Genomic DNA, 19,470 nt, shown 5'->3' with positions numbered 1-19,470 from the left:
TCATTGGCCCGTCATGCACAGCTTGTCGAAGCGGCGCGGCGTGTCGCCGTCGCCCATCCGCGCCAGCACCACCAGCTCGAGCCCGCGCAGCGTACCGCTGGGCACGCCGATCTGCGCATTGCTGGCCGGTACCGCGCTGGCCGCGCCGATTCGCAGCGCGGCGCGCAGCTCGCCGCTGGTGTCGCGCCAGCCGCCGGGCTCGACCCAGGCGCGCGCGACCAGCCCTTCCGCGTTCGGCACCAGCGGCCGCACCAGCTCGCCGCCGCCGCCGGGCTGGCGCAGCGCGATCAGCGCCGCCTGCACGCCCTGGCGGTTGTCCAGCGGGCCGGTGGCGGCGCGCACCACGGCGCCGTTCTCGACGCGGTAGGCCACTACCTGCCACGCGCCCGGCATCCCGGGCTCGCGGCGATCGCGCACCAGCAGCAGCCGGCCGTCCTCGAGTTCGACCGGGCTCTGCTGCAGCGCCTCGGGACGGGCCAGATTCTCGCAATCGGTCTGGAACTGGCCGTACAGCAGCTTCAGCGCGTCGAGCCGCTGGTCGTGGTCGACCAGGCGTTCGCGACCGCGCGTCATCGCGTCGAGACCGCGCCAGCCCATCACCGCCATCACCGCCAGCAGCGTGATGGCGACCAGCATCTCGATCAGCGTGAAGCCACGCGCGTCAGAGCAGGTTGCGCGTTTCATTGGGGACGATGGTGACCAGCCAGGCGAGCCGCACCGAGCGGTCCTCGGCGGACGGATAGACCGCGATCTCGACGCGGCGGAAGGCGGGGTTCGGCGTCGGCGCGACGGTCTGCTCGCAATAGAGAGAGATGCCGCCCTGCGGACAGGGCGCGCCGCGCGTGCCCGGTTCGGGCCAGGTCTTGGTCAGGCGCAGCGCGACGAGTTGGTTGTCGGCGCTCCAGCCGGCCAGCATGCGCTGCTGCAGCGAGCTGCCGGCCTCGATCATCGAGCCCATCGCACGCATTGCGGCAGTCAGCGCGACCGCGAGGATGGTCAGTGCGACCAGCACCTCGATCAGCGTGAAGCCTTGCCGGCGGCGGCTTGGGGGTCCCGCGCGGGAGCGGGAGGCACGGCGCAGGGGAATCATTGTGCGCTGGCGAAATAGCGGCCGGTGCCGTCGCCGGTCACCTCGACGCGGATGTTGCCGCGTACCAGCACCAGCTGCCGCGGCGCGTCGATCCATTCGCGGCCGAACACCAGCCGCGCGCCGGCCTGTCCCGCGGCGCCGGCGGTCACCGCGACCTGGTCCAGCGGCAGCCGCCACTGGCCCGGCGCAAACACGTCGTCGACCAGCGGCATCCAGCCGGAGGGCGTGGCCTCGAGGAAGCGCCAGCCTTGCGGGTCGGCTTCCCAGGCTAGCGGCCGGGCGCGCAGCTGCGCCTCTTCCTGCGCGAGCTCGAACAGGCGGGCGACCTTCTGGCCGTCGTCCAGCACGCGGCCGCGCTCATTGGGCGTGGCGTTGATCGCCACCATCGACACCACGATGCCGGCCAGCACCATCACCACCAGCAGCTCGAGCAGCGTGAAGCCGCGCGGGCGCGACGGCCTGCGCGGTGCATGCAAGGGGTAGGGCGGGTGCGACGGGCGCGGGCCGGTGGCCATGATCAAGACGGGCGTCGGCCGGCGGCGGGACGCTTACTCCCAGTTGCCGATATCGGCGTCGTTGCCGCTGCCGCCGGCCTGGCCGTCGGCACCGAAGCTGAACACGTCGATCTCGCCGCGCACGCCGGGGTTCAGATACTGGTACGGCTGGCCCCAGGGGTCGCGCGGCAGCTTTTCCAGATAGCCGCCGCCCTTCCAGTTGTTCGGGATCGGCTCGGTGGTCGGACGGGTGACCAGCGCTGCCAGCCCCTGCTCGGTAGTCGGGTAGCGGCTGTTGTCGAGGCGGTACAGCTTGAGCGCCTGCATGATGGACGAGATGTCCTGGCGCGCCGCGACGATGCGGGCTTCGTCCGGGCGGCTCATGATCTTGGGCACGACCAGTGCCGCCAGCACGCCGAGAATCACGATCACCACCATGATCTCGATCAGCGTGAAGCCGGCACGGCGGCGGCGCAGGCGGCTGATGCCGGCGGGTTGGCTGGGTCGGACGAGGGCGGAGCTGGACGGAGTGTTTCTGCGCATCGGGTTTCAGGCCTAGGTTGTCGACGGAGTCGAAGCCGGCACGGCGACCGCGTCGCGCACCGGTGGGATGGTCGCCCAGTATACCCGCGGCTTGTGACGCCTCGGTACCGGACTGGCACCGACATCGCGCCGCATCGGCGGCCACGTTCGTCGCCGCGTCGGCTGCCCGTCGTTGCCGAGTCGTTACCGCATCGGCCGCCGCGTGCGTTGCCGCGCTGGCCGCGACCGCCGCTGTCATGCGGGCCGCAAGACAATCGCCATGACGCTCTGTTACGCTTGCCGCCATCGACAACCTGCGGCGGCCACCACGGCCGCCCGACGCGACCTCGTGCCTCTGTCCCTGCCATCCGCTTTCCGTTTCGATGCCGGCGCCGCCTGGCTGCCGCGCCTCGCCACGCTGCTGCTGTTCGTGGCGCTGTGCGCGCTGGCGACGCAATGGGTGCTGACCTTCAGCGCGATGGACACCATCCCCGTGCCGAAGACCGCGCGCGTGGCGCAGACCGAAGTGGTCGAGACCGGCGCGATCGCGACGCTGTTCGGCGGCAGCACGCAGGCGGGCGTGCGCGACGTGCAGCTGCTCGGCGTGATCGCCGATCCGTTGGGCGGCGGCGCGGCGGTGGTGTCGATCGACAACGGTCCGCCGAAGGCGCTGCGCGCGGGGGCCGCGCTGTCGCAGCAGATCCGGCTGGTCGAGATCCGCGATCGCGCGATCGTGATCGAGCGCGACGGCGCGCGCCAGACCATCGCGCTGCCGGCCCGGCCGCTGGCGGCGCGGGGGACGCCGCCGCGCGCGACGCCGGCGCCGTTGGCGACCCCCCCATCGGGCGCAGCGGCCCCGCTGTCGACACCGGCCACGCCGCCGATGCCGAATCCCGCGGCGAATCCTCCCGCGACCGCCGCCGCGGCGAACCAGCCGCGACCGTCCGGCATGGCGCCGAATCCCGGCGTGGCGGGGCAGGTTCCGCCGCAGCAGGTGCCCGATCCCGGCTTCAATCCCGGCTACGTGCCGGGCGCGAATCCCGGCGCCAACCCGGGCATGAGCCCCGCAGTGAATCCCGGTATGAACCCGGGCATGAACCCGGGCATGAGCCCCGGCATGGACCAGGGCGACGACGGGGCGATGATGTCCAAGGGCTGAACGGGCGAAGGCGCGAGGCGAACGGGCTTCCGGCGTTCTGTATCGCTTTCGTGTCGTCCGTATTGGTCTCGTATCGCGCGCGTATTGCTTCCGTATTGCTTCCGTATTGCCTCCGTATTGCCTCCGTATTGCGGCCCCTTACAGCGCGGGGCCGATTCTGTGAGCCGCGTAACATCCTATTAATTCGGCCAACTTCCCGCGATCGTCTGCGTTCTAATCGGTACATGGTCAATCCGGACCAGTTACCAAGAAGGAAAACAGACATGTCACGAAACACCATCAAGCCGCGCCCTGTTCACCAGCTCCTGGCCGCTTCGGCGGTGTTCCTGGCGATCGGCGGCAGCGCGATCGCGCAGACTCAGGCACCGGCCCCTGTCACCCAGGGCGTGCCACAAGCAGCCGCGCCTGCCTCCGCGGCCGAAGGCAAGCCCGCGCACAAGGGTCACCGTGCCGACGGCCATCACCACAAGCATCATCGCCATCACGGCCACCACGGCGGCATGTCGCTGCGCGCGGCCGATACCGACCGCGACGGCGCGATCTCGAAGGCCGAGGCCGATGCGATGTTTGCGCGCCTCGATGCCAACAAGGACGGCAAGATCGACAAGGACGAGATGCGCGCCTACCACAAGGCGCAGCACGAACAGCACCGCCAGCAGATGCGCGAGCGCTTCGACGCCCGCTTCAAGGCCGCCGACAAGGACGGCGACGGCGCGCTGAGCAAGCAGGAAGCCGAGGCGGGCATGCCGCGCATGGCGAGCCACTACGACCGTCTTGATGCCAACAAGGACGGCAAGCTGACCCGCGACGAAATCGGTGCCGGCATGCGCCAGGCGCATCAGCAGCGGATGGAACGGATGCACCGCCACCACCATGGCATGAAGGGCGCACCGGGCGCGCCGGCGGCGCCGGGCAACGCCGGCAACCCGCCGACGCAGCCGAACAATCCGGCGGTGCCGTCGACCGAGGGCGGTTGAGCGGCAACGCACCGGTGTCCCGCAGCGACGCGGTGATGCCGGCACAGCGGCAATAGAGAAGCGCGCGGTCCGAAATGGCCGCGCGCTTTGTCTTTGGCGTCCGCCAGCGGGCGTCCTCCTCGGGGCCGTGCCTGTCTCCAGTCGTCGAGAAACGGCTGCGGCTCGCCGCTACAGGACACGTCAATTCACAAAAAATTGCAACCTTGTGCCCATCTTGCTAAATTTGCGCAAAAAAATTGCTGACTGTCTTATTGCGGAGCAACAATCTCGTGAGCAAGGTGGAGCTGGACAAGATCGACCGGAAGATCCTCGAGGTCCTGCAGACCAACGGGCGGTTGACCAATCTCGAAGTCGCGGAGCGCGTCAGCCTGTCGCCCAGTCCGTGCCTGCGCCGCATCCGGCGGCTGGAGGAGATCGGCGTGATCCGGCAGTACGCGGCGCTGCTGGAGCCAGGCAAGATCGGGCTGGGGCTGCTGGCCTATATCAATGTCCGCCTGGAAAAGCACGGCGGCGCACCCAAGGGCAAGGCCCCGCTGGATCTGTTCCGCGCGGCCATCGCGATCTGGCCGGAGGTGGCCGCGTGCCATGCGATGACCGGCGAGATGGACCTGCTGCTCAAGGTCTATGTCGAGGACATGGACCACTTCGCGCGCTTCATGAAGGACCAGCTGCTGGCCCATCCGGCCGTGATCGACGTGCGGTCCAGCTTCGCGCTCGAATCGATCAAGGACACCACGGCACTGCCGGTGATCGGCGCCTGAGCGGCGCGGCGCACCGGGGCAGGGCCCAAAAGAAAACGGCGCGCCAATGGGCGCGCCGTTGCTCTGTCCGAAGCTGGCTGGACGATTTCAAACCGATCAGGCCGTGCTCTTCTGCGGCATGATCGAGCGCCAGAAGCGCTGACCGAAGCGGCGCGCGTCGCGCAGATTGCGGCGCACCACGTAGTCGAGGTCCGCGACCTGTTCGTCGATCGCCTCGGTCAGGCGGCTGACGGTGTCCGCCGGCGGCAGCTCCAGGTAGGCGTCGGCCTCGCCGTACGCGTACTGGACCTTCATGCCGGCCTTCTTGGCGATGTGCATCATCGCGGCGTTGCGCGACAGGCAGTGCATATAGAGCGTGCGCACATGCGTGTTGCGGCCGTGGATCGCGGCGCGCTCGAACAGCGCGCTGCCGATGCCGCGCCCGCGCGCGCTCTGCGACACCGAGACGCCGAACTCGGCCACGCGGCCCTGGGCGTTGTCGCGCAGATTGGCAAAGTGGCCGACGCCGACCAGCTCGATATGCTCGTCGTAGACGCCGAACACCGTATCGTGGTCGAAGTCGATGCTGTCGACGTAGGCCTCGATCACATGGTCGCCGACAGACTGGCCGAAACGGAGCAGGCGATCTTCCTCGCCGAGCGCGAGAAAATGCTTCAGCAGGCGCGAGCGATGCTGGGCCCCCAGTTCGCGCACCAGAATGGTCGGACGCTGGGCGGCCTGCGAGGCTGCGGCTGCTTTGCGAAGATCTTCGTCGGTGAAGGCACCGACGGCCTTGCTCAGTTCGAGCGGATTCACTTTCTGTTCCTTGGGCGATTCAGGGTATAAACGTCACATCGCGGCAAGCAGGCTTGTCAAAGTAGACCATCAGAATGCGTTTTTCTAATGGATGGGGCAAATCCTATCTTGCTGCAACGCGAAAAGTATTGTAGTGCATTTGTCAGTTTGACGTAAGCATGGTGCGTCGCAGAGCGCGGCGCAGGCTGGCTGAGCTCGTAGAAACGCTTTAAAGATCAATGGCTTGCGTAAAGAACTGGCGAACGTCGGGTGTGGAAATGTTGCAACGCCGCAGTCCGCCGCCGCACCAACTGCAGCTCACCACCACGTCCCAAGTAACGCCTGCTACACACCATGCCTGCCCGACCCATCGTTGTGATCTACGCCAATGCGCGCGCGCGCCGCTCGCATGTGAACCGGCCGCTGGCCGAGGCGCTCGCCGCGCTGCCCGATGTCGACGTGCGCGATCTCTATGCGCGCTATCCCGATTACGACATCGACGTGGTGGCCGAGCAGCGCGCGCTGTCCTGTGCGGAGACCGTGGTGCTGCAATTTCCGACCTTCTGGTTCAGCGTGCCGCCGTTGCTGAAGCTGTGGATGGACGAAGTGCTCGAGCGCGGCTGGGCGCATGGCCCCGGCGGCACCGCGCTGCGCGGCAAGTCGTGCCTGGTGGTGGCCACCACGCGGGGCACCGAGGAGGCCTACTCGCCCGAGGGCGTGCACCGGCATCCGCTGACGTCGTTCCTGTTGCCGCTGGAGCAGATGGCGCTCGAATGCGGCATGACGTGGCGGCCGCCGATCGCGGTTCACGACGCTTACCGGCTCGATCAGCCGGGCGTGCAGCGCGTGATCGCCGAGGTCATGGCCGCGCTCGGCCATGGCGGTGAGGCAGATCCGCTCAACGCGTCCAGCGACCCGGCGACCGCCGCCACCCGGCTGGAGCTCGCATGAATCCGCATGATGCGCTGCGCGTGGTGCTGGTGTTCCTGGTCGCCGCGGTGGTGGCGGTGCCGCTGGCGCGCCGTTTCGGCCTGGGAGCGGTGCTTGGCTATCTGCTCGCCGGCGCGGCGATCGGGCCGTGGGCGCTGCGGGTCGTCACCGATGTCGAATCGATCCTGAGCTTTTCCGAATTCGGCGTCGTGCTGATGCTGTTCGTGATTGGCCTGGAGCTCGCGCCCAGCAAGCTATGGGCGCTGCGGCAGACGATCTTCGGCTATGGCGCCGCGCAGATGGCCGGCTGCGCGCTGCTGATCGGCGCGCTGGCCGCCGCCTTCGGCGCCAGCTGGCAGGTCGCGCTGGTGGCCGGGCTGGGCCTTGCGCTGTCGTCGACCGCGATCGCGCTGGCGACGCTGGGCGAGCGCAATCTGTTCGGTACGCCGGCCGGCAAGGCCAGCTTCGGCATCCTGCTGTTCCAGGACATCGCCGCGATTCCGATGATCGCGTTGCTGCCGATGCTGACGCTCGACGGTCCCCAGCCGGCCGACGGCCAGGCCTGGATCGGTGCCGTCAAGGCGGTGGCGGTGATCGCCGCGGTGGTGGTCGGGGGCCGCTATCTGGTGCGCCCCGCGCTGCGTTTCATCGCCCGCACCGGCATGCGCGAGATGTTCACCGCGTTCGCGCTGCTGCTGGTGGTCGGCATCGCCGCGATGATGGAAGCGGTGGGCATGTCGATGGCGCTCGGCACCTTCCTCGCGGGCGTACTGCTGGCCGATTCGGAATACCGCCACGCGCTCGAGGCCGACATCGAGCCCTTCAAGGGCCTGCTGCTGGGGCTGTTCTTCATGGCGGTCGGCATGTCGATTGACTTCGGCGTGATGGCGCAGCAGCCGTGGCAGGTGCTCGGGATGGTCGCCGCGGTGGTCGGCGCCAAGGTGCTGGTGCTGCGGCTGCTGGCGCCGCGCTTCGAGATCGCGCGCGGCCAGCGCCTGCTGTTTGCGCTGCTGATCTCACAGGCGGGGGAGTTCGCCTTCGTGGTGTTCGGCGTGGCGCGCTTGGCCGGGCTGCTGCCGGAAGACATCGCCGCGCTGCTGGTGCTGGTGGTGGCGCTGTCGATGGTGACCACGCCGTTGCTGCTGCTGGCCTACGACCGGATCGTCGCGCCGCGCGCCGGCAAGCTGCGCCAGCCGCCGGACGACACGATCGAGCCGCAGGACAACCCGGTGCTGATCGCCGGCTTCGGCCGCTTCGGCCAGATCATCGGCCGCCTGCTGTATGCGCAGGGCATCGGCGTCACCGTGCTCGACCACGACCCCGATCAGATCGATTTTCTGCGTCAGTACGGCTTCAAGATCTTCTATGGCGATGCCACGCGGATGGACCTGCTCGAAGCCGCGGGTGCGCAGAACGCGAAGATCCTGGTGGTCGCCGTCGACGGCATGGACGAAAGCCTGGAGCTGATCGACCGCGTCCGCCAGCGCTTTCCGCATCTGCGCATCTACGCGCGCGCCCGCCACGTGTCGCACATCTATCTGCTGAAGGACCGCGGCGTCGAGCTGTTCGAGCGCGAGATGTTCGAGGGCTCGCTGAGGCTGGGCCGCAGCGTGTTGGAAGGGCTGGGACTGGATCCGGCCGAAGCGCGCGCCGCGGCGATGAAATTCCGCCGCCACAACATCGCCGCGATCGACCGCTTCTACCCGCACTACACCGACCAGAAGGCGATGGTGTCGCTGGCGCGGCAAGCGCGCGACGAGCTCGAGGAGATGTTCAGGCAGGACCGCGAGCAGCGGCGGCGCAGGGAGGAGGCCGAGTGGTCGTGAACCGCGCCGCGGCCGCCGCTGCTGTCTCTGCCCCCGTCGCCGCCGCCGTCGCGCGCGCGGCTACGACGACAGCTTGAGACCGACGATGCCGGCCAGCACCAGGCCGGCGCTGAACAGCCGCCAGAAGCTGGCCGATTCGCCGAATACCAGGATGCCGACCGCGAACGAGCCGACCGCGCCGATGCCGGTCCACACCGCGTAGGCGGTGCCGAGCGGCAGCGCGCGCATCGCGAGCGACAGCAGCCAGAAGCTGACCACCATCGTCACGATGGTGAAGGCCGATGGCCACAGCCGGGAAAATCCTTCGGAGTATTTGAGGCCGGTGGCCCAGGCGATTTCGGTGAGGCCGGCAAGCAGAACGTAGATCCAGGGCATGATGGGCTGCGATGGTGTCGAGGCATCGGGGCCGTCCCCGGTTGGTCGGGCGCCGCTGGGTCGAGTCTCGAAGCCGGAAGGGCTTGCCGCGGCGGCGCGGGGTCGTCCCCGGCGCAGGCGGCATTCTATCGTGGGACGCGCTGCCGCGTCAGGCGCGCACGTGTCCGGGCAGCCCGCCCGCCAGCAGCTCGATCACCATCTCGGCGAAGTCCGCATAGGACAGCTTGCCGCCGGGTTTGAGCCAGGTGAAGGTCCAGTTGATCATGCCGAACACCGTCATCGTCAGCGCCGTCTGGTTCTCGCGCGTGACCCGTTCCGGATAGGCGCGCCGCAACTGGCGCGAGAAGGCCGCGACCACGTCGCGCTCGCGCTTCAGGATGACGTCGCGCTGCTCGGGCGCGAGGAACTTGACGTCGTTGATCAGCGCGATATGGCGGGTCTGCGAGGTCTCGTACTCGGCCAGGAAGGCGCGGATCAGATTGGCGAAGCTGTCGCGCTCGCTGTGGCCCTGGCGCTCGGCCTCCGCCTCGACCTCGGTGACGATCAGCATCAGCCGCCGCGTATAGCGATCGAGCAGGTCGAACAGGATCGCTTCCTTGCTTTCGTAGTAGTGGTACAGCCGCGCCTTCGAGGTCCCGCAGGCCGCGGCCAGGTCGGCCATCGATGTACTGGGATAGCTGCTGGCGGCAAACGCCGCCGCGGCCAGCTCGAGGATCTGTTCGCGTTGGGCCTCGAAATCGGGCGCCTTGGTACGGGCCATCAGGAATCGACCGACAGATTGCGCCGCAGCTCGCAGCTTTGCAGCGAATCGGCATTGCCCCGCAGCACCATCTGGCCCGCGCCGATCAGTTCGCGGCAGCGCCAGAACACGAACCAGTCGCTGGCCAGCAGCCCTTCGATGGCGCCCATCACGCTGCCGACCACCTGGGCCGCGGGCGTCCATTCGAGCGGGGCGCGTTCGAGGATCACTTCGTCGACCGTATGGTAGGCCGCGGGCACCAGGGTGTTGCCCTTCCACAGGCGCACGTCGGCGTTTTCCTTGACGTTCTGCTGCCATTCGTAGCCGAGCCGGCCGAGCCGCAGCACCGAGACCGGCGCGATGGTCGAGAAACGGCGCGCCAGCCGTGCGGCGGGATACATGCCGATCGCGGTCAGATTGCCCTGGGTGGAGCCGTCGAGCTCGCGGCTGTCCATCGCGACCTCGTTGATCCGCTGCGGGCTCTGATACAGATGGAACACGACCCGGCGCAGCATCAGCTGGTCGGAGGCGCTCTGGCCGTGCCAGATCGCGACCTCGGGCTCGCTCTGGCGCAGCCTCTGCAACTGGTCCAGCGCCTGGCGCATCTCGGCGGCGAAGTCGATCTCGCTGTGCGGGGCAACGCGCTGCCAGAAGCCGGAGCGGATCAGGCCGCTGCTGTCCACGTCGGCGATCGGGCCGACGGCCAGGTCGTCGCGCAGCACGACGACGGGATCCGGACGGGCGGCTTGCGCAAGCGCCTGGCGCAGCGTGTTGCCCGCCATGTCACCGTTGACGACGTGGATGTATTGCATGGCCGTGATTGTATATGGATAAGACGGCTCGACAGCACCGCGGGCGCCCGGCGGCGCAGTACTGGCGCGGTATCCGGGCCGGCGGCGCCCGGGCGGCCGGTTTCAGGCAGCGGCCATTTTAACCATGCATCACTGCGGGACGGCGGCGGTGCGTGCGCTCTCGCGCGTTGCGTCCCGCGCTCCGGTTCGGCCCTATCGCTCGTCGTAGCTGACCACCACGCGCTCGGTCAGCGGCCGCGCCTGGCAGGTCAGCACGAAGCCCTTGTCCATCTCCCACGGCTCGAGCGTGTAGTTCTTCTCCATTTCGACCTTGCCCTCCAGCACCTTGGCGCGGCAGGTGCAACAGACCCCGCCCTTGCAGGCATAGGGCAGGTCCAGCCCCGCGGCCAGCGCGGTGTCGAGCACGTTGGCGTCCTGCAGCGGAATGCGCATCGCATGCTGCTTGCCGTCGAGCACCACCACCAGTTGCGCGGTGCCGGCTTCATCGGTGACGACCTTGGCCGGCTGGCGGCGCGGCTGGGCCAGCGGCACGCCGAAGCGCTCGGCGTGGATCTTGTGCGGGTCCAGGCCGGCGTCCTTCAGCGCGGCTTCGACGTCGTCGATCATCGACGCGGGTCCGCAGACGAAGGCCGCGTCGATGTCCTCGACCGGGATCAGCGTCTCGAGGAAGGCCTGCACCCGGGCACGATCGAGCCGGCCGTGCAGCAGATCGACCTCCTGCGGCTGGCGCGACAGCACGTGGTACAGCGTCAGCCGCGACAGGTACTGGTTCTTCAGGTCGTCCAGCGCCTCGGCGAAGATGATGCTGTCGATATTGCGGTTGCCGTACACCAGCGTGAAGCGGCTGTTCGGCTCGACCGCCAGCGTGGTCCGGATCAGCGACATCACCGGCGTGATGCCGCTGCCGGCGGCGAAGGCGACGTAGTGGCGCGCAGCCTCGGGGTCCAGCGGGACATGGAAGCGCCCGTCCGGCGTCATCACGTCGATGGTGTGGCCCGGCACCACCGCGTCGTGCAGGAAGTTCGAGAACAGGCCGTCGTCGACCCGCTTGACCGCGACACGCAGCTCGCCGTGTTGATCGTAGTCCTGCACGCCGCAGCAGATCGAATACGAGCGCCGTACCTCCTGGCCGTCGATCGACGTGCGCAGCGTCAGGAACTGGCCCTGTTTGAAGCGGTAGACGTCGCGTAGCGCGGGCGGGACCTCGAAGGCGACCGAAACGGTGTCGGCGGTTTCGGGGCGGACCTGCGCCACGCGCAGCGGATGGAACTGTGGGGTCATGGCGGCGTGGGGACGGTGGCCGCGGCGTGAGCCGGGCGGCCGGGCTGTACGGTGGCTAGTACGGTTTGAAGTAGTCGAACGGTTCGCGGCAGGTGCGGCAGCGGTAGAGCGCCTTGCAGGCGGTCGATCCGAACTGCGACAGCGGCTCGGTGTCGGCGCCGCCGCAGTGCGGGCAGGTCACGCTGTCGGCGGTGCTGGCACGCATGGCCGCCGTAGCAGCTGTGGCCCCCGTGGTGTGATGGCGCGGCACGAAGCGCAGCGGCCGGGTTTGCACGCCGTGGTCGGCGCAGCGCGCCGGCGGCGCGATGCCGTAGGCACGCAGCTTGTCGCGGCCCTCGGCGGTGATCCAGTCGGTGGTCCACGCCGGCGCCAGCACGGTGCGGATCTTCCACGGGCCGAGGTTCGCCTGGCCAAGCGCGCGGCCGATGTCCTCGGCGATCTCCGCCATCGCGGGGCAGCCCGAATAAGTGGGCGTGATTACGATCTCCAGCGCGCCGTCGTCGGCGATCGCCACCTCGCGCAGGATGCCGAGATCGCGGATCGACACCACCGGGATTTCGGGGTCGGGCACGGCGTCGAGCACCGTCCACGCGCGGGCCACGCGGGCCTGCGCGTCGGCATCGGCGTGGACTGCGTGTACACCGGCGTCCGGGTGCGTGTCCGTGTGCGGATCGGGGCGAGTCAAGGTGGCTGGCATGGGGTCGGCCTCGATGTGTGGGGCGTCCGCCGTTACCAGTGCGCGCCGGGATGGGCGCGCGCCAGGCTCTGCATCTGCGCCAGCAGATAGCTCATATGCTCGGAATGCAGGCCCTGCTTGCCGGTCGACACGAAGCCGGTGGCCGCGGGCAGCGTCAGCGTGGCCTCCGTCACGGTCTGTTCGACGATCGCCTGCCAGGCCGGCCGCAGTTCGGCGGTCCGCACCGCGATGCCTTGCGCCGCCGCTTCCTGCTCGACCGGGTCCGGGGCAAAGCATTCGTTCATATAGGGCAGCAGATGGTCCAGCGCCCGTTGGGTGCGATCGTGCGACAGCTCGGTGCCGTCGCCCAGCCGTACCAGCCAGTCGGCGCCATGATGCAGGTGGTAGCGCGCTTCCTTGATCGACTTCGAGGCGATCGCGGCCAAGCCGGCGTCGCGGCTGCCTTCGAGCGCGCTCCACAGCTCGACCATCAGCGCGCTGTACAGGAAGTTGCGCACGATGGTGACGGCGTAGTCGCGGTCCGACGAGGCGGTGCCCGCCAGCGGTCCGCTGTGCGGCAGCTCCAGCAGCGTCCAGTTGCGGAATTCGCGCTCGCCGCGCCAGTAGGCGTAGTCGTCCTCGTGGCGGGCGCGGCCGGTCAGCTCGGCCTCCAGTTCGCCGGCGCGCGCATAGAGCAGGCGCGCCTGGCCGATCAGGTCCAGGCTGATATTGGCCAGCGCGATGTCTTCTTCCAGGACCGGTCCGTGGCCGCACCACTCGGCGTTGCGCTGGCCGAGGATCAACGCGTTGTCGGCCAGACGCAGCACGTACTGCCAGCCGGCGGTGCGCGAGAGCGGCAGGCTGGACAGCAGCGACGAGGACGATGGCGGGTTCGACGTGATGGCGGTCATGCGCGGCCCTTCCTACATATGGTTGACTTCATCGGGCAGCTGATAGAAGGTCGGATGGCGGTAGATCTTGTCGGCCATCGGGTCGAACAGCTCGGCCTTTTCGTCGGGCACGCTGGCGGTAATCGCCGATGACGGCACCACCCAGATCGACACGCCTTCCTGGCGCCGCGTATAGACGTCGCGCGCCATGCGCAGCGCCTGGTGCGCGTCGGCCGCGTGCAGGCTGCCGCAATGCTTGTGTTCCAGGCCCTGCTTGCTGCGGACGAACACCTCCCACAGCGGCCATTCCTTTTGCGTCATCTTGCCTGTCTCCTGTTGACGGCTTGCTGTGGATCGGCTCAGGCCGCGGCGCGCGACTGCGCCGCTTCGCGCTGCGCGACCTTGGCTGCGTGGGCCAGCGCGGCCTCGCGTACCCAGGCGCCGTCCTCGTGGGCCTTGACGCGGGTCGCCAGCCGTTCGCGGTTGCACGGGCCGTCGCCGTTGATGACCCGCCAGAACTCGTCCCAGTCCAGCGGGCTGTAGTCGTAGTGGCCGCGTTCCTCGTTCCAGCGCAGGCCCGGGTCGGGCAGCGTGACGCCCAGCACCTTGGCCTGCTCGACCGTCGCGTCGACGAACTTCTGGCGCAGGTCGTCGTTGGAGATGCGCTTGATGCCCCAGGCCATGGTCTGCGCGCTGTTGGTCGACGCCGCATCGGGCGGGCCGAACATCATCAGCACCGGAAACCACCAGCGGTTGACCGCGTCCTGCACCATCTCGCGCTGCGCGTCTGTGCCACGCATCATCGCCAGCAGCGCGTCGAAGCCCTGGCGCTGGTGGAACGACTCCTCCTTGCAGATGCGGATCATCGCGCGCGCGTACGGACCGTAAGAGCAGCGGCACAGGGGGATCTGGTTCATGATCGCGGCGCCGTCGACCAGCCAGCCGATCACGCCGACATCGGCCCAGGTCAGCGTCGGGTAATTAAAGATGGACGAGTACTTGGCCTTGCCGCGATGCAGGGCGTCGACCATCTCGTCGCGCGAGGTGCCCAGCGTCTCGGCCGCCGAATACAGGTAGAGGCCGTGGCCGCCCTCGTCCTGCACCTTGGCCAGCAGGATCGCCTTGCGCTTGAGCGACGGCGCGCGCGTGATCCAGTTGCCCTCGGGCAGCATGCCGATGATCTCGGAGTGGGCATGCTGGGAGATCTGGCGGATCAGCGTCTTGCGATAGGCCGCCGGCATCCAGTCTTGCGGCTCGATCTTGCCGTCCGCAGCCAGACGCGCATCGAACGCGGCCTGCGCCTCGGCGTTGTCGGCCGCGTTGGCGCCTTGATTCGCGCCTTCATTCGAGCGTTCGTTCGCGGCGCGCTGCGCGTCGGCCGGCAAAGGCTGTTGGGGCAGGTCCAGGCTTTGGGTGTACATAGCGCCTCCTCTGGCGGGTCCCGGCCGTGCGTGGGCCGGGCGGTAGGAAGCATTATATATAAACCGACCGTTCGGTCAATTAATCGACGGGCGCGTCTGGACGGTGGCGGCTTGGCGCCGCTTTCAAGCGTCGGGAACGAAGCGCACGTGCCCGCTGCGCAGAACGATATTGCGCGAACGGGTCAACTCGAACAGCGATTGCGCGATGCTTTCGATGCGCGGCCGATGGTCGGTGAATGCGCGCACCAGATCTTCCTCGCGCGGCGAGCGCGCGCCGAAATGCGACTCGAGCGCTTCGGCGGTGATCGAATAGCGGGACGGTTGGCCGTTGACGGTGGCGGGGCACGACAGCGTCAGGCTGGCTGCGCAGTAGGTGGGGACGCTGCTGGGAAATACGATCTCAGACATGGCGTGCCTCGGCCGGAAAGGGGAGGGGTCACGACCATTCTAGGATATCGAGCGGCACTCGCCAGTCGGGCGCGGCAGCGCGCCGCAGCTGGGTCCCGCATCGCGGCTTCGGCTTGGGCCTGAGTGCTCGCTCACTTCGCGGTCGGGTGGCGGTTGGTGCAATGCAGCACAGGTCTGAGACCAAGCCGATCGTCATCGTCCTCCAGCCGACAGATGTGGACGAAAAAAAACCCGCGCAGGTTGTGCGCGGGCTGGAATCCACCGAGGTGGTGGAGGAGACAGACTTCACTATACGCGGCTTGTTGCGACGCACCAAGGTCCGCGTCTCAAAAAGCCGGAATTGAACCGATTTCGTTGCACAAATGCAACGTTTATCTGTCCCCAACGCGGCCAGCGCAATGCAGTCAATGGAAGAAGAGGTAGGCAATGGCGATGGCGGCGACCAGGCCCACCGCATCGGCGAACAGTGCGCATCCCAGCGCATGCCGGGTACGGCGCACATTGACGCTGCCGAAGTAGACCGCGAGTACGTAGAACGTCGTTTCGGTCGATCCCTGGATGATCGCGGCAAGCTTCCCCTGGAAGGAATCGACGCCGTAAGTCGTCATCACGTCGACCATCAGGCCCCGGGCCCCGGCGCCGGACAGCACCTTCATCAGCCCAACCGGCAACGCCGGCACGAAATCCGTATTCAGCCCCAGGCTCGCAACGCCGGCCGCCAGGCCCTGCATCAGCCAGTCCATGCCGCCGCTGGCGCGAAACAGCCCGATCGCGACCAGGATCGCCACCAGATAGGGGATGATCTGCACCGCCACACCAAAGCCTTCCTTGGCGCCGTCGACGAATGCCTCGTAGACGTTGACCCGCCGCACGGCCCCGCACAGCAGAAACACCACGATCAAGCCGAGGATGAACAGGCTGCCGGCCAGGGCGGTCGCGGTGTCGACCTGCGGTGCCGGCGCATGGCGCAGCCAGGCCGCCAGAGCGCCGAGCGCGGCAACCATCGCCACCAGCGTGCCCAGGATCGCGGGTCTGAACAGGTTGAGCCGCTGGGTCCAGGCCACCGCGATCAGCCCCGCCAGACACGACACGCCGGTTGCCAGCAGCGTCGGCAGGAAGATGTCGGCGGCGTTGAAGCCGACCAGCCCCTGTTTCAGTGCGATCGCCTGCCGCATCGCGATCACCGAAGTGGGAATCAGCGTCAGCCCCGCGGTATTGAGCACGATGAACATGATCTGCGCATCGGTCGCGGTGTCGGGCTTGTCGTTCAGCGTCTGCAGCTCCCGCATCGCGTTCAGCCCGAGCGGTGTCGCGGCATTGTCCAGCCCGAGCATATTGGCCGAGACGTTCATCATCATCGCCCCCTGAGCCGGATGACCTTGGGGGACGCCAGGGAACAGGTGCCGCAGCACCGGATTGACGGCGCGCGCAAAGCCTTGCACCACGCCGCCGCGCTCGCCGATCCGCATAATGCCCAGCCACAGCGCCATGATGCCGGCCAGGCTCAGGGAGATCTCGAAGGCGGTGCGAGCGCTGTCGAACAGGCTCGCCAGCATGGCCGGAAAGATGGCGGCATCGCCATGCGCCAGCCGCACGCAGCCGATGGCAAAGGCGGACAGGAAAAAGGACAGCCAGACCAGGTTCAATGCCATGGGCAGGGTGGCGGGTAAGCGGGCAGGTACGCCGGCGGATAGGCGCGCAGATGCGCTGAGTGCAGTGTGCGGCTCGCGTGGCGCGCCGTGAAGGACCGCGTGTTGCGCAAGGTGCCTATCATAGCGTGGGCGCTGCCCGTCCCGCCCGGCCGCTGTGGCGCGACGGCCTTGTCAGGTGCGTTTTCCAGGCAGAGGCCGCTATGCCAAGGCCGCGCCGCGCTTGGTCAGCAGCTTGCGCAGGATCGACCGGTGGCAGCGGTTCTCGTCCTCGCAGTAGCAGCCGATCGCGAATTCGGTCTGGTGCGACAGGGCGGCCAGCAGGTCGAGCGTCCGGCTGGCCTCGGGTTCGGCCATCTCGGCCTGAAAGCGCCGCTCGAAATGGCGCCAGGCCTTGTCGTCTTCCTTTTCCTGCGCGTGCTTCGCCTCGGCGACCAGTTCCGGCGAGGGCGATAGCAGCGGAAACCAGACATCGTAGAAGTCGCGGCTGGCGTATTCGCTGCGCGGCACGCCTCTGGGCGGCCTGCGCACCGTGCCGATGCGCAGGCCTTCGCCGGCAATGCGCGGGGTTCCGAGCCTGACGATATGGACGGCCATGGCGGACGCTCCTCTCTGCGGTAGGGCGGCGACGGCCGATGCGAATGCGACGGCCGCCACCGCGCCGTCTCCCGTCAGGCGGTCGCGGCCGGCTCCAGTCCCAGTTCGCGGATCATGGTCTCGCGCATCACGAACTTCTGCACCTTGCCGGTGACCGTCATCGGCATGTCGTCGACGAAACGAACATAACGCGGGATCTTGTAGTGCGCAATCTGGTCCCGGCAGAACGCCCGGATCTCGTCCTCGGTGGCGCTCTGTCCGGGTTTGAGCACAATCCACGCGCACAGCTCCTCGCCATACTTCGGATCGGGCACGCCGAACACCTGTACCGCCTGCACCTTCGGATGGCGGAACAGGAATTCCTCGACTTCGCGCGGATACAGGTTCTCGCCGCCGCGGATCACCATGTCCTTGACCCGGCCGACGATATTGCAATAGCCCTGCTCGTCGATCGTGGCGAGGTCGCCGGTATGCATCCAGCCGTCCCGGATCGCCTCGCGCGTACGTGCCTCGTCCTCCCAGTAACCGAGCATCACCGAATAGCCGCGGGTGCACAGTTCCCCGGTGGCACCGACCGGCACGATCTGGCCGGTTTCGTCGACGATCTTGCATTGCAGATGCGGTTGAACCCGCCCGACCGTGGCCACGCGCTTTTCCAGCGGATCGTCGGTAGCGCTCTGGAACGACACCGGGCTCGTTTCGGTCATGCCATACGCGATCGTGACTTCGGCCATATGCATGTCCTTGATGACTCGCTTCATCACCTCGATGGGGCACGGCGCGCCGGCCATGATGCCGGTGCGCAGCGAGGTGAAGTCGAACTTGCCGAAGTCGGGATGGTCGAGTTGGGCGATGAACATGGTCGGCACGCCATGCAAGGCGGTGCAGCGTTCCTCGTGCACGGCCTGCATGGTCGCCAGCGCATCGAACGCCTCGCCGGGGAAGATCATCCGCGCGCCGACGCTGACGCAGGCCAGCACCGACAGCACCATGCCGAAGCAGTGATAGAGCGGCACGGGGATGCACAGCGAATCGCGGTCGGTCAGCCGCATCGCCATCGCAACGAAGCGGCCGTTGTTGACGACGTTGTGGTGGGTCAGCGTGGCGCCCTTGGGGTTGCCCGTCGTCCCGCTGGTGAACTGGATATTGATGGGATCGTGCGGGCCCAGCGCGGAACCGGCGGGGTCCAGGCGTGCGGTATCCGGCTGGGCCAGCAAGTCGGCATAGCGCACCATGCCGGCCGTGTTCTCGTCGCCCATGCGCACGACCCACTGCAGCGCGGGCAACCGGGCCGCGCGCAATTGGCCCGGCTGGCTGTCGGCCAGCTCCGGCGCCAGCTTCTGCAGCATCTCTATATAGTTGCTCGACTTGAAGCGCGCGGCCGTGATCAACATTCGCACACCGGCCTTGTTCAGCGCGTACTCGAGCTCGGCCAGCCGGTAGGCCGGATTGATATTGACCAGGATGGCGCCGATCCGGGCAGTGGCGAACTGCGTGACCAGCCACTCCTGCCGGTTCGGCGACCAGATGCCGACGCGATCGCCGCGGGCGATACCGCGCTCGAGCAGCCCGGCGGCGAGCCGGTCGACCTGCTCGCTGAACTGGCGCCACGTCCAGCGGATTCCCTGTTCGCGGAAGACGACGGCCTCCGCATCAGGATGGGCGGCCACCGTGGCGGCCAGCAATTCGGCGATGGTCTGGTCCGACAGCGGCACGTCGGTGGCGCCAGTGACCAGCGACAGGCCGGCGTTCGGGATCAGCGTCATGGTTGTCTCCTTCGACTGATTGACTGAATCGTAGTCAGGGGGTGCTTCTTATAGGTATGGGCCGCCAGCTTAGGCCAAGCGTTCCGGCGATGCTGTCACCGGTGTGACATTTGTCGGATATGGCGCACTTCAAGGGCGGATTCGGGTTTCTACTTAAATTCGCTTGCCTTTGCGCGCCAGCTCCCTTAATATTCGCCCCCTCGCAGCCGAACGGCGGCGGGGTTGGCAGGGAAGGCGAAGGCGCTACGGTGCTGGCGCCGCAGCAGAAAGTGCTGACAAACCTGTTGACGAGAAGCGAAAGGTTCTGCATAATCTCGTTTCTC

General features: G+C 67.9%; 22 protein-coding genes. 5 read left to right on the top strand and 17 right to left on the bottom strand.

The window, feature by feature from the left end; all coding sequences use genetic code 11:
* Genes HTY53_RS07640 through gspG form a run of 4 tightly spaced genes read right to left on the bottom strand, consistent with a single transcriptional unit; the run spans position 1 to position 2,127 of the window.
* A complete protein-coding gene (locus tag HTY53_RS07640) occupies positions 1-684 on the bottom strand; it encodes a PulJ/GspJ family protein (protein WP_174105915.1) in 684 nt (227 codons plus the stop codon).
* On the bottom strand, positions 662-1,090 hold the full coding sequence (gspI, locus tag HTY53_RS07635) for a type II secretion system minor pseudopilin GspI (protein ID WP_174105914.1): 429 nt from the start codon (positions 1,088-1,090) through the stop codon (positions 662-664). The genes HTY53_RS07640 and gspI overlap by 23 nt, the downstream gene beginning before the upstream one ends.
* Positions 1,087-1,605 carry a prepilin-type N-terminal cleavage/methylation domain-containing protein gene (locus tag HTY53_RS07630; RefSeq protein WP_174105913.1) on the bottom strand — a complete coding sequence of 173 codons (519 nt, stop codon included), beginning with the start codon at positions 1,603-1,605 and terminating at the stop codon, positions 1,087-1,089. The genes gspI and HTY53_RS07630 overlap by 4 nt, the downstream gene beginning before the upstream one ends.
* A gap of 33 nt (positions 1,606-1,638) precedes the next feature.
* Positions 1,639-2,127: a type II secretion system major pseudopilin GspG gene (gene gspG / locus HTY53_RS07625; protein WP_174105912.1), complete on the bottom strand. Its 489-nt coding sequence runs from the start codon at positions 2,125-2,127 to the stop codon at positions 1,639-1,641.
* A gap of 328 nt (positions 2,128-2,455) precedes the next feature.
* Here gspG and HTY53_RS07620 point away from each other — a divergent pair, with 328 nt between their 5' ends.
* The 3 genes from HTY53_RS07620 to HTY53_RS07610 all read left to right on the top strand — a co-directional run bounded on the left by HTY53_RS07620 (position 2,456) and on the right by HTY53_RS07610 (position 5,003).
* Positions 2,456-3,265: a general secretion pathway protein gene (locus HTY53_RS07620; RefSeq protein ID WP_174105911.1), complete on the top strand. Its 810-nt coding sequence runs from the start codon at positions 2,456-2,458 to the stop codon at positions 3,263-3,265.
* A 263-nt stretch (positions 3,266-3,528) separates the two neighbouring features.
* A complete protein-coding gene (locus tag HTY53_RS07615; RefSeq protein ID WP_174105910.1) occupies positions 3,529-4,242 on the top strand; it encodes an EF-hand domain-containing protein in 714 nt (237 codons plus the stop codon).
* A gap of 269 nt (positions 4,243-4,511) precedes the next feature.
* Positions 4,512-5,003, top strand: coding sequence for a winged helix-turn-helix transcriptional regulator (locus tag HTY53_RS07610; RefSeq protein WP_174105909.1), 492 nt, complete (start codon positions 4,512-4,514; stop codon positions 5,001-5,003).
* Between the two features lie 96 nt (positions 5,004-5,099).
* Here HTY53_RS07610 and HTY53_RS07605 read toward each other — a convergent pair whose 3' ends face one another.
* Positions 5,100-5,798: a GNAT family N-acetyltransferase gene (locus HTY53_RS07605; RefSeq protein ID WP_174105908.1), complete on the bottom strand. Its 699-nt coding sequence runs from the start codon at positions 5,796-5,798 to the stop codon at positions 5,100-5,102.
* A gap of 333 nt (positions 5,799-6,131) precedes the next feature.
* Between HTY53_RS07605 and HTY53_RS07600 the strand changes: the two genes are divergently transcribed.
* Together HTY53_RS07600 and kefC are read left to right on the top strand one after the other, a co-directional pair.
* Positions 6,132-6,728 (top strand): NAD(P)H-dependent oxidoreductase, encoded by a 597-nt coding sequence (locus HTY53_RS07600; protein ID WP_174105907.1) that lies wholly within the window; start codon positions 6,132-6,134, stop codon positions 6,726-6,728.
* The gene (gene kefC, locus HTY53_RS07595) at positions 6,725-8,533 is read left to right on the top strand and encodes a glutathione-regulated potassium-efflux system protein KefC (RefSeq protein WP_174105906.1); all 1,809 of its coding nucleotides are present in this window, start codon (positions 6,725-6,727) and stop codon (positions 8,531-8,533) included. The genes HTY53_RS07600 and kefC overlap by 4 nt, the downstream gene beginning before the upstream one ends.
* Positions 8,534-8,593: 60 nt before the next feature.
* Here kefC and sugE read toward each other — a convergent pair whose 3' ends face one another.
* The 12 genes from sugE to HTY53_RS07530 all read right to left on the bottom strand — a co-directional run bounded on the left by sugE (position 8,594) and on the right by HTY53_RS07530 (position 19,147).
* On the bottom strand, positions 8,594-8,908 hold the full coding sequence (sugE, locus tag HTY53_RS07590) for a quaternary ammonium compound efflux SMR transporter SugE (RefSeq protein WP_174105905.1): 315 nt from the start codon (positions 8,906-8,908) through the stop codon (positions 8,594-8,596).
* Positions 8,909-9,056: 148 nt separating this feature from the next.
* Positions 9,057-9,668 (bottom strand): TetR/AcrR family transcriptional regulator, encoded by a 612-nt coding sequence (locus HTY53_RS07585; RefSeq protein WP_174105904.1) that lies wholly within the window; start codon positions 9,666-9,668, stop codon positions 9,057-9,059.
* A complete protein-coding gene (locus HTY53_RS07580) occupies positions 9,668-10,459 on the bottom strand; it encodes a DUF1835 domain-containing protein (RefSeq protein WP_174105903.1) in 792 nt (263 codons plus the stop codon). Before HTY53_RS07580 ends, HTY53_RS07585 begins: the two co-directional genes overlap by 1 nt.
* A gap of 192 nt (positions 10,460-10,651) precedes the next feature.
* Entirely contained in the window at positions 10,652-11,740 is a 1,089-nt protein-coding gene (gene paaE / locus HTY53_RS07575) for a 1,2-phenylacetyl-CoA epoxidase subunit PaaE (protein WP_174105902.1), read from the bottom strand.
* Between the two features lie 55 nt (positions 11,741-11,795).
* Positions 11,796-12,437, bottom strand: coding sequence for a 1,2-phenylacetyl-CoA epoxidase subunit PaaD (gene paaD / locus HTY53_RS07570; RefSeq protein ID WP_174105901.1), 642 nt, complete (start codon positions 12,435-12,437; stop codon positions 11,796-11,798).
* Positions 12,438-12,469: 32 nt separating this feature from the next.
* A complete protein-coding gene (paaC, locus tag HTY53_RS07565) occupies positions 12,470-13,327 on the bottom strand; it encodes a 1,2-phenylacetyl-CoA epoxidase subunit PaaC (protein ID WP_174105900.1) in 858 nt (285 codons plus the stop codon).
* A 12-nt stretch (positions 13,328-13,339) separates the two neighbouring features.
* Entirely contained in the window at positions 13,340-13,627 is a 288-nt protein-coding gene (gene paaB, locus HTY53_RS07560) for a 1,2-phenylacetyl-CoA epoxidase subunit PaaB (protein ID WP_006579224.1), read from the bottom strand.
* Positions 13,628-13,665: 38 nt separating this feature from the next.
* Entirely contained in the window at positions 13,666-14,727 is a 1,062-nt protein-coding gene (paaA, locus tag HTY53_RS07555) for a 1,2-phenylacetyl-CoA epoxidase subunit PaaA (RefSeq protein ID WP_174105899.1), read from the bottom strand.
* A gap of 123 nt (positions 14,728-14,850) precedes the next feature.
* Positions 14,851-15,135 (bottom strand): DUF1488 domain-containing protein, encoded by a 285-nt coding sequence (locus HTY53_RS07550; protein ID WP_174105898.1) that lies wholly within the window; start codon positions 15,133-15,135, stop codon positions 14,851-14,853.
* A gap of 404 nt (positions 15,136-15,539) precedes the next feature.
* Complete coding sequence (locus HTY53_RS07540) at positions 15,540-16,787, bottom strand: nucleoside recognition domain-containing protein (RefSeq protein ID WP_174105896.1); 1,248 nt, start codon at positions 16,785-16,787, stop codon at positions 15,540-15,542.
* Between the two features lie 198 nt (positions 16,788-16,985).
* Positions 16,986-17,381: a DUF488 domain-containing protein gene (locus HTY53_RS07535; RefSeq protein WP_174105895.1), complete on the bottom strand. Its 396-nt coding sequence runs from the start codon at positions 17,379-17,381 to the stop codon at positions 16,986-16,988.
* A 74-nt stretch (positions 17,382-17,455) separates the two neighbouring features.
* On the bottom strand, positions 17,456-19,147 hold the full coding sequence (locus HTY53_RS07530) for an AMP-binding protein (RefSeq protein WP_174105894.1): 1,692 nt from the start codon (positions 19,145-19,147) through the stop codon (positions 17,456-17,458).
* Positions 19,148-19,470: the final 323 nt, after the last annotated feature.

Source organism: Cupriavidus gilardii, from assembly GCF_013314895.1.
Lineage (GTDB): Bacteria > Pseudomonadota > Gammaproteobacteria > Burkholderiales > Burkholderiaceae > Cupriavidus > Cupriavidus gilardii_C.
The sequence above is the reverse complement of the archived record's forward strand: the minus strand, read 5'-3'. Positions and strand labels throughout refer to the sequence as shown.

Excerpts from the sequence above, each read along its gene's own strand:
- HTY53_RS07580 (WP_174105903.1), bottom strand. The coding sequence starts at position 10,459 with ATGCAATACATCCACGTCGTCAACGGTGACATGGCGGGCAACACGCTG.
- gspI (WP_174105914.1), bottom strand. The coding sequence starts at position 1,090 with ATGATTCCCCTGCGCCGTGCCTCCCGCTCCCGCGCGGGACCCCCAAGC.
- paaE (WP_174105902.1), bottom strand. The coding sequence starts at position 11,740 with ATGACCCCACAGTTCCATCCGCTGCGCGTGGCGCAGGTCCGCCCCGAA.
- HTY53_RS07540 (WP_174105896.1), bottom strand. The coding sequence starts at position 16,787 with ATGGCATTGAACCTGGTCTGGCTGTCCTTTTTCCTGTCCGCCTTTGCC.
- paaD (WP_174105901.1), bottom strand. The coding sequence starts at position 12,437 with ATGCCAGCCACCTTGACTCGCCCCGATCCGCACACGGACACGCACCCG.
- HTY53_RS07630 (WP_174105913.1), bottom strand. The coding sequence starts at position 1,605 with ATGGCCACCGGCCCGCGCCCGTCGCACCCGCCCTACCCCTTGCATGCA.
- paaA (WP_174105899.1), bottom strand. The coding sequence starts at position 14,727 with ATGTACACCCAAAGCCTGGACCTGCCCCAACAGCCTTTGCCGGCCGAC.
- paaB (WP_006579224.1), bottom strand. The coding sequence starts at position 13,627 with ATGACGCAAAAGGAATGGCCGCTGTGGGAGGTGTTCGTCCGCAGCAAG.
- HTY53_RS07585 (WP_174105904.1), bottom strand. The coding sequence starts at position 9,668 with ATGGCCCGTACCAAGGCGCCCGATTTCGAGGCCCAACGCGAACAGATC.
- HTY53_RS07550 (WP_174105898.1), bottom strand. The coding sequence starts at position 15,135 with ATGTCTGAGATCGTATTTCCCAGCAGCGTCCCCACCTACTGCGCAGCC.
- HTY53_RS07615 (WP_174105910.1), top strand. The coding sequence starts at position 3,529 with ATGTCACGAAACACCATCAAGCCGCGCCCTGTTCACCAGCTCCTGGCC.
- HTY53_RS07535 (WP_174105895.1), bottom strand. The coding sequence starts at position 17,381 with ATGGCCGTCCATATCGTCAGGCTCGGAACCCCGCGCATTGCCGGCGAA.
- kefC (WP_174105906.1), top strand. The coding sequence starts at position 6,725 with ATGAATCCGCATGATGCGCTGCGCGTGGTGCTGGTGTTCCTGGTCGCC.
- HTY53_RS07640 (WP_174105915.1), bottom strand. The coding sequence starts at position 684 with ATGAAACGCGCAACCTGCTCTGACGCGCGTGGCTTCACGCTGATCGAG.
- paaC (WP_174105900.1), bottom strand. The coding sequence starts at position 13,327 with ATGACCGCCATCACGTCGAACCCGCCATCGTCCTCGTCGCTGCTGTCC.
- HTY53_RS07600 (WP_174105907.1), top strand. The coding sequence starts at position 6,132 with ATGCCTGCCCGACCCATCGTTGTGATCTACGCCAATGCGCGCGCGCGC.
- gspG (WP_174105912.1), bottom strand. The coding sequence starts at position 2,127 with ATGCGCAGAAACACTCCGTCCAGCTCCGCCCTCGTCCGACCCAGCCAA.
- sugE (WP_174105905.1), bottom strand. The coding sequence starts at position 8,908 with ATGCCCTGGATCTACGTTCTGCTTGCCGGCCTCACCGAAATCGCCTGG.
- HTY53_RS07530 (WP_174105894.1), bottom strand. The coding sequence starts at position 19,147 with ATGACGCTGATCCCGAACGCCGGCCTGTCGCTGGTCACTGGCGCCACC.